Origin of the sequence: Streptomyces sp. CMB-StM0423, from assembly GCF_002847285.1 — a bacterium.
GTDB lineage: Bacteria > Actinomycetota > Actinomycetes > Streptomycetales > Streptomycetaceae > Streptomyces.
Window position 1 is genome coordinate 6,359,114 of the sequence record NZ_CP025407.1, and the last position, 18,309, is coordinate 6,377,422.

At 74.4% G+C, this 18,309-nt stretch carries 17 protein-coding genes; 7 read left to right on the top strand and 10 right to left on the bottom strand.

Annotated features, from left to right (window positions below):
• Window positions 1-21: 21 nt before the first annotated feature.
• The 5 genes from lpdA to CXR04_RS27650 all read right to left on the bottom strand — a co-directional run bounded on the left by lpdA (window position 22) and on the right by CXR04_RS27650 (window position 7,373).
• A complete protein-coding gene (gene lpdA / locus CXR04_RS27630) occupies window positions 22-1,410 on the bottom strand; it encodes a dihydrolipoyl dehydrogenase (RefSeq protein WP_199850542.1) in 1,389 nt (462 codons plus the stop codon).
• Between the two features lie 188 nt (window positions 1,411-1,598).
• Entirely contained in the window at window positions 1,599-3,182 is a 1,584-nt protein-coding gene (locus CXR04_RS27635) for a leucyl aminopeptidase (RefSeq protein ID WP_101424946.1), read from the bottom strand.
• A 590-nt stretch (window positions 3,183-3,772) separates the two neighbouring features.
• Window positions 3,773-4,540, bottom strand: coding sequence for an adenosylcobinamide-GDP ribazoletransferase (locus CXR04_RS27640; RefSeq protein ID WP_101426639.1), 768 nt, complete (start codon window positions 4,538-4,540; stop codon window positions 3,773-3,775).
• 319 nt (window positions 4,541-4,859) lie between these two features.
• Window positions 4,860-5,951 (bottom strand): nicotinate-nucleotide--dimethylbenzimidazole phosphoribosyltransferase, encoded by a 1,092-nt coding sequence (locus CXR04_RS27645; RefSeq protein WP_101424947.1) that lies wholly within the window; start codon window positions 5,949-5,951, stop codon window positions 4,860-4,862.
• 219 nt (window positions 5,952-6,170) lie between these two features.
• Window positions 6,171-7,373 carry a bifunctional adenosylcobinamide kinase/adenosylcobinamide-phosphate guanylyltransferase gene (locus CXR04_RS27650; RefSeq protein ID WP_199850543.1) on the bottom strand — a complete coding sequence of 401 codons (1,203 nt, stop codon included), beginning with the start codon at window positions 7,371-7,373 and terminating at the stop codon, window positions 6,171-6,173.
• 105 nt (window positions 7,374-7,478) lie between these two features.
• On the opposite strand from CXR04_RS27650, the gene CXR04_RS27655 reads away from it, so the two are divergent.
• A complete protein-coding gene (locus tag CXR04_RS27655) occupies window positions 7,479-7,694 on the top strand; it encodes a hypothetical protein (RefSeq protein WP_101424948.1) in 216 nt (71 codons plus the stop codon).
• Between the two features lie 80 nt (window positions 7,695-7,774).
• Here CXR04_RS27655 and CXR04_RS27660 read toward each other — a convergent pair whose 3' ends face one another.
• On the bottom strand, window positions 7,775-8,326 hold the full coding sequence (locus tag CXR04_RS27660; RefSeq protein WP_101424949.1) for a DUF3043 domain-containing protein: 552 nt from the start codon (window positions 8,324-8,326) through the stop codon (window positions 7,775-7,777).
• A gap of 318 nt (window positions 8,327-8,644) precedes the next feature.
• Here CXR04_RS27660 and CXR04_RS27665 point away from each other — a divergent pair, with 318 nt between their 5' ends.
• The 4 genes from CXR04_RS27665 to CXR04_RS27680 all read left to right on the top strand — a co-directional run bounded on the left by CXR04_RS27665 (window position 8,645) and on the right by CXR04_RS27680 (window position 12,100).
• Complete coding sequence (locus CXR04_RS27665) at window positions 8,645-9,454, top strand: PspA/IM30 family protein (protein ID WP_101424950.1); 810 nt, start codon at window positions 8,645-8,647, stop codon at window positions 9,452-9,454.
• Window positions 9,455-9,491: 37 nt separating this feature from the next.
• A complete protein-coding gene (gene pspAA / locus CXR04_RS27670; protein ID WP_101424951.1) occupies window positions 9,492-9,770 on the top strand; it encodes a PspA-associated protein PspAA in 279 nt (92 codons plus the stop codon).
• A gap of 99 nt (window positions 9,771-9,869) precedes the next feature.
• Entirely contained in the window at window positions 9,870-11,381 is a 1,512-nt protein-coding gene (locus CXR04_RS27675; RefSeq protein ID WP_101424952.1) for a sensor histidine kinase, read from the top strand.
• The gene (locus tag CXR04_RS27680) at window positions 11,378-12,100 is read left to right on the top strand and encodes a response regulator (RefSeq protein WP_101424953.1); all 723 of its coding nucleotides are present in this window, start codon (window positions 11,378-11,380) and stop codon (window positions 12,098-12,100) included. Before CXR04_RS27675 ends, CXR04_RS27680 begins: the two co-directional genes overlap by 4 nt.
• A gap of 15 nt (window positions 12,101-12,115) precedes the next feature.
• On the opposite strand, the gene CXR04_RS27685 is transcribed toward CXR04_RS27680, so the two are convergent.
• Complete coding sequence (locus tag CXR04_RS27685; RefSeq protein ID WP_101424954.1) at window positions 12,116-12,991, bottom strand: GNAT family N-acetyltransferase; 876 nt, start codon at window positions 12,989-12,991, stop codon at window positions 12,116-12,118.
• A 53-nt stretch (window positions 12,992-13,044) separates the two neighbouring features.
• A complete protein-coding gene (gene nadA / locus CXR04_RS27690; RefSeq protein ID WP_101424955.1) occupies window positions 13,045-14,229 on the bottom strand; it encodes a quinolinate synthase NadA in 1,185 nt (394 codons plus the stop codon).
• A 307-nt stretch (window positions 14,230-14,536) separates the two neighbouring features.
• Between nadA and erpA the strand changes: the two genes are divergently transcribed.
• The gene (gene erpA / locus CXR04_RS27695) at window positions 14,537-14,890 is read left to right on the top strand and encodes an iron-sulfur cluster insertion protein ErpA (RefSeq protein ID WP_101424956.1); all 354 of its coding nucleotides are present in this window, start codon (window positions 14,537-14,539) and stop codon (window positions 14,888-14,890) included.
• 128 nt (window positions 14,891-15,018) lie between these two features.
• Here the strand turns inward: erpA and CXR04_RS27700 are convergent, their stop codons facing one another.
• A complete protein-coding gene (locus CXR04_RS27700; RefSeq protein ID WP_101424957.1) occupies window positions 15,019-16,755 on the bottom strand; it encodes a hypothetical protein in 1,737 nt (578 codons plus the stop codon).
• Window positions 16,756-16,841: 86 nt separating this feature from the next.
• Window positions 16,842-17,093 (bottom strand): hypothetical protein, encoded by a 252-nt coding sequence (locus CXR04_RS27705; RefSeq protein ID WP_101424958.1) that lies wholly within the window; start codon window positions 17,091-17,093, stop codon window positions 16,842-16,844.
• A gap of 146 nt (window positions 17,094-17,239) precedes the next feature.
• Between CXR04_RS27705 and CXR04_RS27710 the strand changes: the two genes are divergently transcribed.
• Window positions 17,240-18,229, top strand: a complete 990-nt coding sequence (locus tag CXR04_RS27710; protein WP_101424959.1) for a carbohydrate kinase family protein — start codon at window positions 17,240-17,242, stop codon at window positions 18,227-18,229.
• Window positions 18,230-18,309: the final 80 nt, after the last annotated feature.

The window sequence follows — 18,309 nt, forward strand, 5'->3', positions numbered from 1 at the left end:
TGGTGGGCGTGTGTCCGTGGCTCAGTCGTGAGCGTGGAGCGGCTTGCCGGCCAGCGCCAGATGGGCCTCGCCGAGCGCTTCGTTCTGCGTCGGGTGCGCGTGGACGAGCTGGGCCACCTCGGCCGGCAGCGCCTCCCAGTTGTAGATGAGCTGCGCCTCACCGACCTGCTCGCCCATGCGGTCGCCGACCATGTGCACGCCGACCACGGGGCCGTCCTTGACCTGGACGAGCTTGATCTCGCCCGAGGTCTTGAGGATCTTGCTCTTGCCGTTGCCCCCCAGGTTGTACTTCAGCGCCACGACCTTGTCGGCACCGTACTTCTCCTTCGCCTTCTCCTCCGTGATGCCGACGGACGCGACCTCCGGGTGGCAGTACGTCACCCGCGGCACGCCGTCGTAGTCGATCGGCACCACGTCGAGCCCGGCCAGCCGCTCCGCGATGAGGATGCCCTCGCCGAAGCCGACGTGCGCGAGCTGGAGGACCGGGGTCAGGTCGCCGACGGCGGAGATCGTGGGCACGTTGGTGCGCTTGTACGGGTCCGTCAGGACGAAGCCGCGGTCCATGGCCACGCCCTGCTCCTCGTAGCCCAGGCCCTGCGATACCGGGCCGCGGCCGACCGCGACCAGCAGCAGCTCGGCCTCGAACTCCTTGCTGTCGACGAGGGTGACCTTGACGCCGTCCTGGGTGTACTCCGCCTTCTCGAAGAAGGTGCCCAGGTTGAACTTGATGCCGCGCTTGCGGAAGGCCCGCTCCAGCAGCTTGGAGCTGTTCTCGTCCTCGGCCGGGACCAGGTGCTTGAGGCCCTCGATGATCGTCACGTCGGCGCCGAAGGACTTCCACGCGGAGGCGAACTCCACGCCGATGACGCCGCCGCCCAGCACGATCGCCGACTTCGGGACCCGGTCCAGGGTCAGCGCGTGCTCCGAGGCGATGATGCGGTTGCCGTCGATCTCCAGGCCCGGCAGGGACTTCGAGTACGAACCGGTGGCGAGCAGCACGTGCCGCCCGGTGTACCGCTGGCCGTTCACGTCCACCGAGGTCGGCGAGGACAGCCGGCCCTCGCCCTCCACGACGGTGACCTTGCGGGAGGCGATGAGTCCCTGCAGCCCCTTGTAGAGGCCGGCGACCACGCCGTCCTTGTACTTGTGCACGCCGGCCATGTCGATGCCGTCGAGCGAGGTGTTCACTCCGAAGGATGCGCCTTCGCGCGCCTGGTCGGCGAGCTCCCCGGCGTGCAGCAGCGCCTTCGTCGGGATGCATCCTCGGTGCAGGCAGGTGCCGCCCACCTTGTCCTTCTCGATCAGGGCGACGTCAAGACCAAGCTGAGCGCCTCGCAGGGCGGCGGCATAGCCACCGCTGCCGCCTCCGAGGATCACCAGGTCGAAAACGGTGCTGGCGTCGTTCGCCACGTCACGTCCTCCATGCATGTGCGCCGGTGGCCGGCCGTGCTGCGGCCGGGCGGCGGCTCCTTATCGGCCGCTCTACTACTGAGGCCCTGTCCTGCCACCAGCCATCTTCGCACTTGTCGACGGAAGACGGAGACGCGGGCCGCACCCCGCCGGCCCGGAGACCGGTCACCGGCGGGCTGCGGTGCACGTCAGACCAGGTCGCCGTGCGCCGCCTCCTCGGCGATCGCGACCAGCGTGCGGACCGCGGATCCGGTGCCGCCCTTCGGGGTGTAGCCGAAAGGCCCCGAGGTGTTGAAGGCCGGGCCCGCGATGTCCAGGTGCGCCCAGGTGATGCCCTCGCCGACGAACTCCTCCAGGAAGAGCCCTGCCACCAGCCCGCCGCCCATCCGCTCGCCCATGTTGGCGATGTCGGCGATCGGGGACTCCATGCCCTTCTTCAGCTCCGGCGGCATCGGCATCGGCCAGGACTGCTCGCCCGCCGCCTCGGCGAGGACGTGGATCCGGGTCCTGAAGGCGTCGTCGTTGGCCATGATCCCGAAGGTGCGGTTGCCCAGCGCCAGCACCATGGCGCCGGTGAGGGTCGCCACGTCGATCATGTAGTCGGGCTTCTCCTCCGACGCCTTCGTCAGCGCGTCCGCGAGGACCAGCCGGCCCTCGGCGTCGGTGTTCAGCACCTCGACGGTCTTGCCGCTGTACATCCGCAGCACGTCGCCCGGGCGGGTGGCGGAGCCGGAGGGCATGTTCTCGGCGAGCGCCAGCCAGCCGGTGACGTTCACCGGCAGCTCCAGCCGGGCGGCGGCGGAGACGGCGGCGAGCACGGCCGCGGCGCCGCTCATGTCGCACTTCATCGTCTCGTTGTGGCCCGCGGGCTTGAGCGAGATGCCGCCCGAGTCGTACGTGATGCCCTTGCCGACCAGCGCGATCGTCTGCTCGGCCTTCGGGTGCCGGTGCTCCAGGCGGACCAGCCGGGGCGGGGTCTGCGAGCCCTGGCCGACACCGAGCAGGCCGCCGTAGCCGCCCTTGGCGAGCGCCTTCTCGTCGGTCACCGTGACCTTGAAGCCGTGCTCCTTGCCGGCCTGCTGGGCGGCGGCGGCGAAGCCGGTGGGGTCCAGGTCGTTGGACGGGATGTTGATCAGGTCGCGGGCCCGGTTGACCTCGTCGGCGAGCACGGCGGCGCGCTCGACGGCGGCGCGGTGGGCCTTGTCGCGCTTGCCGCCGAGGAGGGCGATCTCGGCGAGCGCGGCCTTGGCGCCGCCGTTCGCCTTGCCCTTCGCGGCCTTGCCGCCCTTGGTGCCCTTGGCACCCTTGTCGTCCTTGTCGTCGGCGGCCGCGCCGCCGTCGCGGTAGGCGTTGAAGGCGTACGCGCCCAGCAGCGCGCCCTCCGCCACGGCGGCGGTGTCGTCGGCGACGTCCAGCGGCAGCGCGAACGCGGCCTTCTTCGCGCCGGCCAGCGCGCGGGCGGCGCTGCCCGCGGCGCGGCGCAGGGTCTCCGTGTCGTAGCCGACACCCTTCTCGGGCACGGCGCCGAGGCCGACGGCGACGACGACGGGCGCCTTGAGGCCGTCGGGGGCGGGCAGCTTCGTGATCTCGCCCTCGCCGCCGGATGCCCCGAGGGCTTCCAGCACGGCGCCCAGCTTCCCGCCGTACGCCTCGTCGACGGCCTCGGCGCCGGGGGCCGGCACGGGCCCCTTCGGGCCCTTGGCCACGCCCACGACGACGGCGTCCGCACGCAGGCCGGTGGCGGACGAGGAACTGAGAGTCAGAGCAGTCACGGTGGTGGTGATCCATTCTCGGTGCGGGTTTCCGGGGGGTGTACGCGGCATCGTATGCGGTACGGCGCCCGCGGAGGGCGGCGGGTTGACGGCGGGTTTCCCCGCGTACGGGCAGGTGGCGGGGACCCGCCGCGGGGCGTCGCGGCGCTGCTGCGGGCGCCTGCGGGCCGCGCGCCGATTCCCGCGCGGATCCCGCGCCGGACCCGCGCCGTTCGCCCGAAGTGCGGATGGCGGCAGGTTGACGCCGGGGGCCGGCGGGGCCGGGACGGCGGTGAACAGGGGGTGGGCGCGGCGGTCTTGGGAGCGCGGCGGGTGGCCGGGGACGGGTCGCCTGGCGCCGCGGGCGGTTCCGGGGTCTGTCGTCGATCTCTCGTCTGCGGCTGGGGGTACCGCCCACGTGCGCGCAGCGCGCTGTGGGGGAGCCCGGCACGCACGCCGCGTTGTCGGGATCGACCGCACAGGCCCACTGCGCGGTCGGCCCTCCGCCTTGCGATCACACGCACCGGCCTCCCCCTACGCCCTGGGGGCGTGGGCGGTACCCCCTGCGCCACCCGCCCTGCGGGCGAACGACGCGAGATCGACGACAGACCCTAGGCGGGGCCCAGGACGGCGGCGATCAGGGCGGCGGTCGCGGCGGTCTCGGCGAGCGCGCCGAAGACGTCGCCGGTGACCCCGCCGAGGCGCCGTACGCAGTGGTGCCGCAGCAGTTCGGCGGCGGCCAGTCCCGCGGCGACTGCGAGCGCGGTGTGCAGCGCCGCGTACGGGCCGGAGAGGAGCCCGGCCGCCGCGGCGAGGACGGCGGCGGCAACCGCCGTGCAGGCGACGGCCGTACGAACGGACAGCACCCCCGCCACCGCGGCGCCCAGCCCCTCGGGACGGGCGGGCGGCACACCGGTGCGGGCGGCGAGGGTGAGGGCCGCGCGGGCGGCGACGGCGGCGGCGGTGACGGCGACCGCGGCGCGGATCCTGGAGCCGTCGCCGTACAACTCGGCCACCGCGGCGACCTGCCCGAGCAGCACCAGCAGCAGCGTGATCACGCCGAACGGGCCGATGTCGGAGCGCCGCATGACCGCCAGTGCCCCGGCCGCGGGCCGTCCGCTGCCCAGCCCGTCGGCGGTGTCGGCGAGCCCGTCGAGATGCAGCCCGCGCGTCAGCACGGCCGGCACGGCGACGGTGACCACGGCGGCGACGGCCGCCCCGGCCCCCGCGAGCAGCAGCAGCCAACCGGCCCCGGCGGCCAGTGCACCGAGCACGAGCCCGACGAGGGGCGCGGCGACCATGCCGCCGCGCGCGGCGGCACGGTCCCAGCGGTGCACGCGCACGGGCAGAGCGGTGAGGGTCCCGAAGGCAAACCGCAGCCCGTCGAGGGGAGATGAGCCAGGCGCATCCGCGGCGGTGCGGCTCCCGGAACGGCTGGGTGCGTCGGCGTCCGACCGGTCGTGCGCGGCTGCGTGGGGTGGCGGGGCCGGTTCCGGCGGGCGGGAGGCTTCGGGCGGCCCGGTGGCGTCGCGGCGCTCCGCGCGCTCCGCCGGGCCGGGCGTGACCGGAGGCCCGGCGGTGTCCGCCTCGTCCGGAGAACCGGACTTGGGTGCGTCCGGGTGTCCGGGCCGGCCCGCCGCGGCGTGCTCGTGCGGCTCCGCCGCCCGGGCCGTGTTCCGGTCCTCCGGAGGGGGCGCCTCAGGTGATGTCGTCAACCGCTTCCTCGGCCGCGGTGTCCTGGCCCGCGGTGTTCTCCGGCAGGTCCGCCCACAGTTCCGCCGCCGCCTGGAGGAACGGCAGGGCCAGCAGGGCGCCCGCGCCCTCGCCCGTCGTCACCCCGTGGTCGAGCAGCGGGTCGATCGCGATGCGGTCCAGCGCCTTCTCCTGCGCCGGCTCACCGCTCGCCTGGCCGGCCAGCCACCAGTCCGGCGCCCGGAACGCCACCCGCTGCGCGACCAGCGCGGCCGCCGCCGAGACCACCCCGTCGAGCACCACCGGCGTGCGGCGTACCGCCGCCTGCAGCAGGAAGCCCGTCATCGCGGTGAGGTCCGCGCCGCCGACCGTGGCGAGCAACTGCAACTGGTCGCCCAGCACCGGCCGGGCGCGGCGCAGCGCGTCGCGGATCGCGGCGCACTTGCGCATCCAGGCCAGGTCGTCGATGCCCGCGCCGCCGCGGCCGGTGACCACGGAGGCGTCGGTGCCGCAGAGGGCCGCGACGATCGCGCCCGCCGCCGTGGTGCCGCCGACGCTGAGGTCGCCGAGGAGCAGCAGGTCCGTACCGGAGTCGGCCTCCTCGTCCGCGACCGCCATCCCGGCCCGGAACGCCTCCTCGGCCTCCTCCGCCGTCAGCGCGTCCTCGACGTCGATACGGCCGGACCCGCGGCGTACGCGATGGCGGGTGACCTCCTTCGGCAGCGACTCCGGGTCGCAGTCGAGCGCCATGTCGACGACCCGCAGCCCGGCGCCGAAGCGGCGGGCGAGGATCGCCGAGGCGCTCCGGCCGTCGAGTGCGGCGCGGGCCAGCGCGTCGGCCGTGCCCGCGGCGCGGCCCGAGACGTCCAGCTCGGCGACGCCGTGGTCGCCGGCGAAGAGCACCAGGCGCGCCGCCGCGACCGGCTTGGCCGGCACGCCGCCCTGCGCCGCGGTCAGCCACTCGCCGAGGTCGTCCAGGCGGCCGAGGGCGCCGGGGCGCGGGCCGTGGGTCGCCCGCCACTCCTCGGCATCCCGGCGGATGGCCGAGTCGGGGCGGTCGATGTCGTTGATGAAGTCGTCCAGATTCAGGCCGCTCACGGGCGCAGATTACCCGCCGGGCGCGCCGCCGACTCCGCTGCCCCCGAGGTTGGCCGCCGGGGAACGGGCGCGGGCGGCGCCGCTCCGGCGGATCTCCGCCGTGCCCGCGGGGCCGGTGCCCGGCCGGTTGGTCCGCATCCGGTCCGGTATGGGAACGGGCAGCGGTGCGGCGTACGCGGTGGTGATCCACCGGCGGTCCGTGCCCGCCCGCAGAACCGATTACCCCCGGAGGACCTGCACCTGCCCCGCCACCACCAGCAGCACCTGCTCGCACTCCGCCGCCACCCCCGCGTTCAGCCGGCCCAGTTCATCGCGGAAGAGCCGGCCCGCGGGGGTGGCCGGGACGACGCCCGAGCCGACCTCGTTGCTGACGGCGACGACCGTGCGGCGGCTGGCGCGCACCGCCGCGACCAGCTCGTCGACCCGCGGCCGCACGTCGCCGCCCTCCCACGCCCCCGCCCGGTCCATGGCGTCCGTGAGCCACAGCGACAGGCAGTCGATCAGCAGCGGCGGCGCGCCCTGCGCGGTGAGCAGCGGCAGCAGCTCGCAGGTCTCGGTGGTACGCCAGCTCGCCGGCCGGCGCTCGCGGTGGAGGGCGACCCGCGCCGCCCACTCGGCGTCCCCGTCGCGGGTGCCGCCGGTGGCCGCGTACTCGACCTCGGGGAACGCCGCCAGCCGCCGCTCCGCCTCCACCGACTTGCCCGACCTGGCGCCGCCCAGGACCAGCGTGCGCCGCGGCACGACGGGGCTGTCCGGGCCGTGTCCCACGACGAGGCTCACCCCGTCCGGTACGGCCCTGGCGCCCGCGGCGGCGAGCCGGCGGTGCAGCTCGGGCCCCGGCGGCGGCGTCGGCCCGGAGGCGTCGCCGGAATGGCCGCCGAGGTGGACGGCGACGACGTCGGTGGCGGCGGCGACGGCGCCGTGGGCGCGCAGCCGGGCGAGCGCGTCGGGGCGCCCGCAGACGTCGAGCAGCACCAGGTCGTACGGCTCCACCGAGCCCTCAAGGCCGGCCGGCGCGGCCCCCGGCGGCAGATACAGCAGCCGCCGCCCGCCGGGCCCGGTGATCTCGTACCCGGTGCCGGGGTGGTCGACCGCGACGGCCCGCACCCGGTGCCCGCTGATCAGCGTCACCTCCTGCCCCTCCGGCGCCCGCGACGGCGCCGGCACGCCCGCGGGGGGCGCCAGGGCCGGGCCGTCGTGCGGGTGGCTGAGCAGCACCTGCATGACGCCGGACAGCGTCCGCCCGGCGCGCGCCGCGGCGAGCGCGGCGCCGGGCGTGAGGTCGAGCAGCACGATGCCGTCCACCAGGACGGACGTCGCCGCCCGCGCCCCGGGCCCGACGGCGGCGGCGCACGCCGCGCAGGGGCAGCCGGGGCGCGGCAGCCCGGCGGGCGCACCGGTGCCGAGGAGGGTGATGTCCACGCCCCGATCGTCTCGCGAGGGGCGGTCCCGCGCCCGGGCGGGGCGGCGCTTCAGCGCTCTCGGTTACGCTGCCAGCGCACTATCCGGCGTGGGACGGAGGCAGTCATGGCAGCGTGGACCTGGCGGTTCGAGAAGGCCGACGGCACGGAGACGACCCCGGCGGTGGAGCCGGAGGACTTCACGACTCAGGGTGACGCCGAGTCGTGGCTCGGCGAGGTCTGGAAGGAACTGCTGGCGGGCGGCGTCGAGCAGGTACGGCTGCTGGAGGACGGGGCCGAGGTGTACGGCCCGATGAGCCTGGCGGCGGCCGAGGGCGCGTAGCACCCGGCCCGGCATCCGGGCGGCGGCGTCCGGCTCGTACGGGCGTACGCGGCGGTCTCCGCCCCGTACGCCCGCCGGCGTCAGGGCCGCTCGCCCCGCTTCACCTGCGGCTTCGGCAGCCGCATCCGGCGAAGCTGCAGCGTGCGCATCAGCGCGTACGCCTTGGCGCCCCGGTGGCTCTCGTCCGGGAAGCGCGCCTTGAGCTGCTTCTTCACCTGCACCGAGATCGCGATCGAGTCGAAGACGATCAGCACGATCACGAACAGCCACAGCAGCAGCGAGATGTTCTTCAGCCCCGCCGACGGCGTGATGCTGAGCAGGAGGATGACGATGGCCAGCGGCAGGAAGAACTCCGCCACACACCACCGCGAGTCCACGTAGTCCCGCACGAACTTGCGCACCGGGCCCTTGTCGCGCGCGGGCAGGTACTTCTCGTTGCCCGAGGCCAGGGCCTCGCGCTGGCGGGCCATGTCGGCCCTGCGCGTCTCCCGCGCGCGCTTCGACGCCTCCTTGCGTGTCACCGGCGTCTTGGCCATGGCGCGGCGCTGCGCCTGCGAATCGCTGCGCTTGGGCGTGGGCCTGCCCTTGGGCGCCTCGGCCGGACGCACATGCTTCGACTCCACCGCGCTCACCTCGGGCTCAGTGGACTGGTCATCCTTGGAACGGCTTCCGAACACAAGCCCAAGAATAGGGGCTCCCGGGTGTACGACCCAGAGCGAGGGGGAACGATCCGGCAACGGCGTGCGTGTCACTACCTGTGGGGGCGCGCGAACCGGGAGCCCCTACGGTCGTCTACTCCCTGGGCGGGAGGACGGACCCCCGGCGGTTCGTCCCACAGGAGGAGCGCATTGGCGCCCAGGCAGTGCGGTAATAGAAGCAGGGCCCGTACTGTGGGTTCTGCAGAGTATGTGCCGAGGCTGAAGTCCGTCAGAAGGGGGCGCGCGAGGCCCATGAGCGGTGTCATGAAGCGGATGGGGATGATCTTCCGCGCGAAGGCCAACAAGGCCCTGGACCGGGCCGAGGACCCGCGCGAGACCCTCGACTACTCGTACCAGAAGCAGCTTGAGCTGCTCCAGAAGGTGCGCCGGGGCGTCGCCGACGTGGCGACGTCGCGCAAGCGCCTGGAACTGCAGCTCGGCCAGTTGCAGAACCAGTCCGCCAAGCTGGAGGACCAGGGCCGCAAGGCCCTCGCCCTCGGCCGCGAGGACCTGGCGCGCGAGGCGCTGTCCCGCAAGGCGGCGCTGCACCAGCAGGTCACCGACCTGGAGACGCAGCACCAGACGCTCCAGACCGAGGAGGAGAAGCTCACCCTCGCCGCCCAGCGGCTGCAGGCCAAGGTGGACGCCTTCCGGACGAAGAAGGAGACCATCAAGGCCACCTACACCGCGGCGCAGGCGCAGACCCGGATCGGCGAAGCGTTCTCCGGCATCTCCGAGGAGATGGGCGACGTCGGCCTGGCCGTGCAGCGCGCCGAGGACCGTACGGCGCAGATGCAGGCCCGCGCCGGCGCGATCGACGAGCTGCTGGCCTCCGGTGCGCTGGACGACCCGACGGGGATGGCGAAGGACGACATCTCCGCCGAGCTGGACCGGCTCTCCGGCGGCGCCGACGTCGAGCTGGAGCTGCAGCGCATGAAGGCCGAGCTGGCGGGCGGCCCCGCCGAGCAGCAGCAGGCGATCGAGGGCGGCCAGCAGGGCGCCCAGACGCCGCCGCAGCAGCAGGCTCCGCCGCAGGACGCCCCGCGGTTCGACAAGCAGTGACCGCCCCGCGACGGGCTCGGAAGAACGGGAGAAGGCCGTGATCGTACGGATCATGGGGGAGGGTCAGGTGAAGCTGGACGACAGCCACTTCGCCGAGCTCGACAAGCTGGACGACGAGCTGCTCGCCGAGATGGAGGGCGGCGACGAGGCCGGCTTCCGGCGGACCCTCGGCGCCTTGCTGGATGCCGTGCGCTCGCTCGGCACCCCGCTCCCGGCCGACGCGCTGGAGCCCTCCGAGCTGATCCTCCCGGGGCCCGACGCCTCCCTGGAGGAGGTCCGGGAGATGCTCAGCGACGACGGCCTCATCCCCGGCTGATCCCCGGCTGACATCCGGCCCAGCACCACGTACGCCTCGGCCGCTCCCCGCCCCGGTCGTCAGGACCGGGGCCGGCCCTCCTCTGCACCCCATGCTGCCGTGACCCCACTCGCCGCTCTGCCCCGCTGGCTGCGGGCGCATCCCCTCGCGGCCGACGCCCTGCTGGCGGCGGTCGCGCTCGCCGCCATCCTCATCAGCTCCGTGTACCCCGACCGCGGGGCGAACGCGCCGCCGCCCGCCGACCTGGGCCCCGCCGAGGTCGTGCTCGCGACCGCGGCCTGTGCCGTCCTCGTGCTGCGCCGGCGGCTGCCGTGGGCCGTGCTCGCCGCCACGATGACGCTGACCATCGCGCACGTCATCGCCTCTGCGGGCGACCCGCGCTCGCCGATCGCGCTGAGCGTCGTGGTCTCCCTCTACACCGTCGCCGCCCGCACCGACCGGCACACCACCTGGCGCATCGCGCTGCTCACCATCGGGGTGCTTACGTTCGCGATGATGCTCTTCGGCGACCGCCCCTGGTACGCGGACGAGAACCTCGGGGTCTTCGCCTGGACCGGGATGGCCGCGGGCGTCGGTGACGCCGTGCGCAGCCGCCGGGCCGTGGTCGACGCCATCCGCGAGCGCGCCGAGCGGGCCGAGCGGACCCGCGAGGAGGAGGCGCGGCGGCGGGTCGCGGAGGAGCGGGTACGGATCGCGCGCGAGCTGCACGACGTCGTCGCGCACCACATCGCGCTGGTCAACGTCCAGGCGGGGGTGGCCTCGCACGTGATGGAGAGCCGTCCTGACCAGGCCAAGGAGGCGCTGGCGCACGTACGCGACGCCGGCCGCACGGCGCTGGAGGAGCTGCGTACCACGGTGGGGCTGCTGCGCCAGTCCGGCGACCCGCACGCGCCCACCGAGCCGGCGCCGGGGCTGGCGATGCTGACGGAGCTGGTGGAGGGGTTCGTCCGCGCGGGCACGCCGGTGTCGGTGGAGGTCGCCTCGGAGCTGGGCCCGCGCAGGACGGCGGTGACGACGCGGGTGGAGCGGGCGGCCGAGGTGGTCGGCGGGCTGCCGGCGGCGGTGGACCTGGCCGCGTACCGGGTGCTCCAGGAGGCGCTGACGAACGTGCGCAAGCACGCGGGGGCGGAGGCGCAAGCGGTGGTGAGTCTGTCGCGGGAGGCGGACGAGCTGGAGATCGCGGTTCGCGACGACGGCCCCGGCGCGGCCGGCACCGGACCGGACGACGGGCGGGACGACGCCCGGCGGGACGGCGGCGGCAGGGACAGCAGCGGGAAGGACGGTGGGGGGAAGGACGGCGGCGTGAAGGGCGGCGCCGAGGTGGACGAGGACGGCGAGCGCGCCGGCGGGCTCGGGCTCGTCGGCATGCGCGAGCGCGCCGCCGCGCTGGGCGGCAGGTGCACGGCGGGGGAGCGTACGGACGGCCGGACGGGCTTCGAGGTACGGGTACGGTTGCCGCTGCGGGTGGCCGCGGACGCGGACACGGGCGGCACCCCCGCCGCCGGCGGCCCGGGCACGGCCCGGCCGCCGCGGGAGCGGGAGGCGAACGGGACGCGGGCGTCCGGCTGTCTGCGCCGCGCGCCCGGTGAGGCGATCAAGGAGCAGGGGTGAGCGAGGTCCCGCCGCCGCGGACGCGGCCGATCCGGGTGGTGCTGGCGGACGACCACGCGCTGATGCGCAGCGCGTTCCGCGTCCTGGTCGACTCCGAGCCGGACATGGAGGTCGTCGGCGAGGCGGGCGACGGCGCGGAGGCGGTGCGGATCGTCCGCGAGACGGACGCGGACCTGGTGCTCATGGACATCCGGATGCCCGGCACCGACGGCCTGACCGCCACCCGCACGATCTCCGAGGACGATGGCCTCAGCCACGTGCGCGTGGTCATCCTCACGACCTTCGAGGTCGACGAGTACGTCATCGAGGCGCTGCGCGCAGGCGCGTCCGGCTTCCTCGGCAAGGGCGCGGAGCCCGGCGAGCTGCTGGCCGCGATCCGGGTCGCCGCGGACGGCGACGCGCTGCTGTCGCCCACGGCGACGAAGGGGCTGATCGCCCGCTTCCTGGCGGGCGGCGACACCCCGCCGGGCGGCCCGGCCGACGCCACCGGGGGCGCGGAGGCGACGGACCGCCTGGCCGCGCTGACGAGCCGGGAGCGCGAGGTGCTGGGGCTCGTCGCCCGCGGCCTGGCCAACGACGAGATCGCCGGCCAGTTGGAGGTCAGCCCGCTGACGGTGAAGACGCACGTCAACCGCACGATGGCCAAACTGGGCGCCCGCGACCGGGCCCAACTGGTGGTCCTGGCCTACGAGTCGGGCCTCGTCCGCCCCGGCAGCTAGCCTCGCACCGCCCCGCTACAGGAACGTCCCCGACGGGATGTACGGCGCCGGCGGTCGCATGCCCCGTACGCACACGTAACCCGCCGTCGTCAGCTCCAGCCCCGCCGCCAGCCCCACGTCCACCGCCCACTCCTGGTCCGCCGTCAGATCCGCGACCCGCGCCACCGCCCCCGGGGCCAGGCTCAGCAGCGCCGCCGTCAGCAGCCGCGCCGCGATCCGGCGCGACGTCGCCGCCAGCAGCTCGATGCCGCCGTCGCGCAGGTACGCGTACCCGCTGCCCGCGAGGTCGTCGGAGACGATGCACTGGTAGTGCCGCAGCAGCTCCGTGTGGTCGGGCCCGTGGGCACCGCCGCGGAGCCTGCGGTCGACGGAGTCCATGAGGTCGCGCTGGCCGGGGCCGCCCTCGACGACGGCGCCCGTGGGCGGTTCGAGGCCGGCGTGGTCGACGGTGCCGCGCAGCCGCATGGCGGGGTGCAGGGTGAAGCCCGCGGCGCGGTAGGCGCGGGCGGCGTGCGGGTGGCGGGAGCCGCAGATGAGGCCGCGCAGGCAGCCGCGCCCGTACGCGAGCGTGCGCGCCAGCAGCGCCTTGCCCAGCCCCTTGCCCTGCGCCTCCGGCGCGACGACCAGCAGCGAGAGCCCCCAGGTGCCCTCGCGCCTGGTGGACAGCGCCGCGCCCAGCGGCCGGCCGGAGTCGTCCATGGCCAGCCAGCAGCCGCTGGGGTCGGTGCGCGCCAGGTGCCGTACGACGCTGCGCAGGAGGATCGCGCCGTTCTCGTCCGGCTCCTCGGGCGGGTCGCCCTTGGCGGCGTGCGAGGCGGCGAACGCGGCGTAGGCGGTGGCGCGTACGGCCTCGGCGTCGTCCTTCGAGTCGCGGACCTGGCGCAGGATCATGAGGTCAATCCTCTGCCCTGCGCCGGGCCCGCGTCACCCCCCGCATCCGGCCGTCAGGGCAGCGCCAGCATCCGCTCCAGCGCGCGCTTGGCGTAGTCCTCGGTCTCCTTGTCGACCTCGATGCGGTTGACGAGCTTGCCGTCGGCCAGCGACTCCAGCGCCCAGACCAGGTGGGGCAGGTCGATGCGGTTCATCGTGGAGCAGAAGCAGACGGTGCGGTCGAGGAAGACGATCTCCTTGTCGGGGTGCTGCTTCGCCAGCCGGCGGACGAGGTTCAGCTCTGTGCCGATGGCCCACTTCGAACCGGCCGGGGCCGCGTCGAGGGCCTTGATGATGTGCTCGGTGGAGCCGACGTGGTCGGCGGCGGCGACCACCTCGTGCTTGCACTCGGGGTGGACCAGCACGTTCACGCCGGGGATGCGCTCGCGCACCTCCTCGACCGAGTCGAGTGAGAAGCGGCCGTGCACGGAGCAGTGCCCGCGCCACAGGATCATCTTCGCGGCGCGCAACTGCTCGGCGGTCAGGCCGCCGTCCGGCCGGTGCGGGTTGTAGACGACGCAGTCGTCGGGGGAGAGGCCCAGGTCGCGTATCGCGGTGTTGCGGCCGAGGTGCTGGTCGGGCAGGAACAGCACCTTGCCCTCGCCGGCGGGGCGCTGGTCGAACGCCCAGTTCAGGGCCCGCTCGGCGTTGGAGGAGGTGCAGATGGTGCCGCCGTGCCGGCCGGTGAACGCCTTGATGTCCGCGGAGGAGTTCATGTACGAGACCGGGATGGTGACGTCTGCCACACCGGCCTCGGTGAGCACGTCCCAGCACTCGGCGACCTGCTCGGCGGTGGCCATGTCGGCCATGGAGCAGCCGGCCGCCAGGTCGGGCAGGACGACCGCCTGGGCGTCGGAGGTAAGGATGTCCGCGGACTCGGCCATGAAGTGCACGCCGCAGAAGACGATGTACTCCGCGTCGGGGCGGGCGGCGGCCTGCTGCGCGAGCTTGAACGAGTCGCCGGTTACGTCGGCGAACTGGATGACCTCGTCGCGCTGGTAGTGGTGGCCGAGGACGAAGACCTTCCCGCCCAGCCGCTCCTTGGCGGCGCGGGCGCGCTCGACCAGCCCGGGGTCCGAGGGGGCGGGCAGGTCGCCGGGGCAGTCGACGCCGCGCTCGCTGGAGGGGTCAGCCTCCCGCCCGAGCAGCAGCAGGGCGAGGGGCGTGGGGGTCACATCAAGGTCCTGGGCGGTGGTCACAGCGCACTCCACCCTTTCTCTTCGGCTCTCGGCGGGCTGCCGGCGCATCCATTTTCGTCACATTGACGTTATTAATCATATCCCCTTCGCGTCAGGTTGACGATGGTGCTCGCGTCAATGTGACGAATGCCGCGCCCGGGTCCCAGCCCGGTCCGTATGCCCTCCTCCGACCTTGGGCGGATGACCCGAAGTGGTGGCGTATGCGAGCATGAAAGGAGCAAGAAAGCGCGCGCCCGGCCGGAATGAATCGGGAGCGCGGCCGGTTGGACTCGATCGGCAAGCAGTCCACAACCCGGGAGACATGCGAATGACCGTTCAGGGCGAGACCACCGCAGTCGACGGCATCATTCTGTCCGACGCCGCTGCGGCGAAGGTCAAGAGCCTGCTGGAGCAGGAAGGCCAGCCGGATCTCAAGCTCCGCGTCGCCGTTCAGCCCGGTGGCTGCTCCGGCCTGCGCTACCAGCTCTTCTTCGACGACCGCGACCTCGACGGTGACGTCGTCAAGGACTTCGGTGGCGTCTCGGTCGTGACCGACCGGATGAGCGCCCCGTATCTGACCGGCGCGTCCATCGACTTCGTCGACTCGATCGAGAAGCAGGGCTTCACGATCGACAACCCGAACGCCACCGGCTCCTGCGCCTGCGGCGACTCCTTCAGCTAGAACCCGCCCGGAGCGCGATACGGGCCGCCGGCCCGCACCGGCATGGAGGAAGGCGGCGGAAACCCCCACGGTTCCGCCGCCTTCCGCTTGTGTGGGCGTTGCCGCCCGGCGTGGCAAGTTCTTACTACCTACTTGGCGGCCACCCGCTCTCCCGTTCGCGCGTCCAGGACCTTGCGGCCGTCGAGCGGTGCGGACAGCTCCACCGTCTCCGTGAAGCGCTTCGCGATCTGGATGCAGACCTCGCCCGGCTCGTCCTCGCCGGTGAGCCGCACCGTCACCGCACCGTCCGACTCGTCGGCGGTCGCCGCGTACTCGGTGCACACGCCGCCCCAGAAGTGCAGCTTCAGGGTGCGCCCGGTCACCGAGTACGACTCGATGCCCACGGGGCTCCCCACCGCACCGCCGCGGCTCTCCGGCTCCTCGGCGGGCACGGACGACGGCGGCTGTGCGGGCTCGGCGGGCTCCACCTGACCGGGTGAATCCGGCCCGGAGTCGCTGCTCTCCGACGGCGCGGGGCTGCCGGGCCGGCCGGCGGTGCCGCCGCCCGCGGTGGGCTCGGCGCCCGGGGCGGACGTCGGCGGGGCCGGCTCGGGGACCGCCGGCGTGCTCGGCTCCGCGGCGGTGACGTACTCCGGCGCGACGGCCAGTTGCGGCCAGACGACCGTGCCCGGCTTGCCGCCGTGGAACGGGGTGGGCGAGTCGCTCGTCACCTGGAACAGCCAGGACGGCACCAGCACCGGCCGCCCCTCCACCGACTGCGCGGAGAGCCCGAACTCGGCGCCGCGCACCTTGGTCGGCGCCATCTTGCCCGTGCACGGGTCGACCTTGCCGACCAGCGGCTTGCCGGGCCCCGTGCCCTCCTCGTACGGCACCGCCGAGGCGCACGCCGGGGCGACCGCCGGCGCCTCACCGCTGCCGCCCGAGGGCTTGTTCAGCTCCTCGAAAGCCGCGTCCGCCGTGATCACCGGGTACGTGTCCGCCTCCGCGGGGTCGGCCAGGTAGCCGTTGCCGCCGGTCACCTGCCCGTCCCCGCCTATCTGCAGCGACGTCTGCCAGCCCGCCGTCGGCAGCCCGCCGACGACCGGCTCCGCCGTCACCGTACGCACGGCACCGAACGGCTGGGCCGCCGCCACCTCGGCGTCCTCCTGGCCCACCGCCGCGAGCACCGGTTCCGCGGCCTTCTTCGCCGCGGCCGCCGGCACCGGGTCGCCCTGCGCGTCGCGCGGGGTGACGGGGGCCGCGCACGCGGACGTCACCGCCGCGTCCGGGTCGCCGCCGTCCTGCTCCGCCGGCAGCGGCAGGTCGCAGGCGGTGCCGCCGTACTGCTGGTACGTCCAGGCGCCCGGCGCCTCCGCCTGGACCTGGAGCAGCGGCCCCTGCCCGTCGCGTGAGACGCCGACGCGCCAGCCGCCGCCCTCCTCGCGGGGCTTGCCGTCCATCCCCAGCGCCGCCGCGAGCCGCGCCACATCGGCGGCCCCGACCCGGCCCGCGGGCTCGAACACCGGCGCCTCGTCCGGCCCTTCCGGCAACTCGCCGACGAGCCGCAGCGGCGCGCTCCCGCCCGTCGCCGCGGCCTCCATGGAAAGCCCGTCGAGCCGCAGCGGCGGCGGCTCGCCGCCGTCGGAGCCGGCACCGCCGCCGTCGTCCGTACGGTCCACCAGATACGCGACCCCGCCGCCGGTCAGCATCACCGCGGCGGCGACGGCCGCGGCCACCAGCACGCCGGGGCGGCGCCTGCCGCCGTCCGGACGGCCGGGCTCGCCGGCGCCGCCCGGGTCTTCGGCGTCCCGGCCGTCCGGCCCGGACGCACGGGCGTGCGCGGGCTCGGGCTCAGGCACGGGACCTGGGGTGTGCTCGGTGCTCACCGTTCGGCTCCTTCGTCGGGGATGCCGATGGGACGCCGGTCACGCGGATCCGGTTCCCTCCGGGGGGAGCCGACCGGGCGGCGGGGTCAGTCGCCGTACTCGGACATGCCGCGGAGCAGGTCCGCGGAGGCCGGCGGCACCATGATCCGCGCCAGACCGGTGATCCGGGTGTCCGGCACGTGCCCCGCGGGGCTGTGCGGGTGGCCCGACCAGTGCGGCGCCATCCGGGCGCAGTCGGTGCGCAGCTCGGCGAGGCCGCCGTCCAGCTCCAGGGGCGCTGCGCTCGGGAAGGCCGACGACGGGAGGGGGGTGGCGGAGGCCCGCGAGTCCTTCTGCATATCTCGACCGTACGCACCCGCGGCGAGGAGGGGTAAGACCTACTATCAGGTAGTTTTGGCCGGGTCGAACCCGTCCGGAGGCCGGTGTTCAGCCGGTAGCGTGAGCACTACCCGCGTTACCTGCCCCGCCTACAGGAGCGTACGCCGTGCATATTGCCGTTTCCGGCTCCATCGCGACCGACCATCTCATGACCTTCCCCGGTCGGTTCTCCGATCAGTTGGTCGCCGACCAACTGCACACCGTCTCGCTGTCGTTCCTCGTCGACAAACTGGACGTGCGCCGCGGCGGAGTCGGACCCAACATCTGCTTCGGCATGGGTCAGCTCGGCGCCCGCCCGATCCTCGTCGGCGCGGCCGGCGCCGACTTCGGCGAGTACCGCGACTGGCTGGAGCGGCACGGGGTCGACACCGGCTCCGTACGCATCTCGGAAGTGCTGCACACCGCGCGGTTCGTCGTCACCACCGACGCCGACCACAACCAGATCGGCTCCTTCTACACCGGCGCCATGAGCGAGGCCCGGCTGATCGAGCTGAAGACCGTCGCCGACCGCTTCGGCGGCCTCGACCTCGTCTCCATCGGCGCCGACGATCCCGAGGCGATGCTGCGCCACACCGAGGAGTGCCGCACCCGCGGCATCCCCTTCGCCGCCGACTTCTCGCAGCAGATCGCCCGCATGGAGGGCGACGGCATCCGCACCCTCACCGAGGGCGCCGCGTTCCTCTTCTCGAACGAGTACGAGAAGGGGCTGATCGAGACCAAGACCGGCTGGGGCGACGAGGAGATGCTGACCCACGTCGCCACCCGGGTGACCACCCTCGGCGCCCGCGGCGTGCGCATCGACCGCGCCGGCGAGGAGCCGGTCCTCGTCGGCTGCCCGGAGGAGGAGCGCAAGGCGGACCCCACGGGCGTCGGCGACGCCTTCCGGGCCGGCTTCCTGTCCGGGCTGAGCTGGGGCGTGAGCACGGAGCGGGCGGCGCAGCTCGGCTGCATGCTGGCGACGCTGGTCATCGAGACCGTCGGCCCGCAGGAGTACGAGCTGCGGCGCAGCAACTTCGTCGCCCGCTTCACCAAGGCGTACGGGCAGGATGCCGCCGCCGAGGTGCAGGAGCACCTGCCGGAGTCGGTGCAGGACTGACGTAGCAGAACCAGCAGGACCAGCAGTGCGCGCGGGCGCCCGGCGGGAAGGACCAGCCGGGCGCCCGCCGTGCGTCTGCC

What these genes read in the sequence shown, in the direction of transcription:
- CXR04_RS27655 (WP_101424948.1), top strand. Translation starts at nt 7,479, where the DNA reads ATGGCAGCGTGGACCTGGCGGTTCGAGAAGGCCGACGGCACGGAGACG.
- CXR04_RS27665 (WP_101424950.1), top strand. Translation starts at nt 8,645, where the DNA reads ATGAGCGGTGTCATGAAGCGGATGGGGATGATCTTCCGCGCGAAGGCC.
- CXR04_RS27685 (WP_101424954.1), bottom strand. Translation starts at nt 12,991, where the DNA reads ATGATCCTGCGCCAGGTCCGCGACTCGAAGGACGACGCCGAGGCCGTA.
- erpA (WP_101424956.1), top strand. Translation starts at nt 14,537, where the DNA reads ATGACCGTTCAGGGCGAGACCACCGCAGTCGACGGCATCATTCTGTCC.
- CXR04_RS27705 (WP_101424958.1), bottom strand. Translation starts at nt 17,093, where the DNA reads ATGCAGAAGGACTCGCGGGCCTCCGCCACCCCCCTCCCGTCGTCGGCC.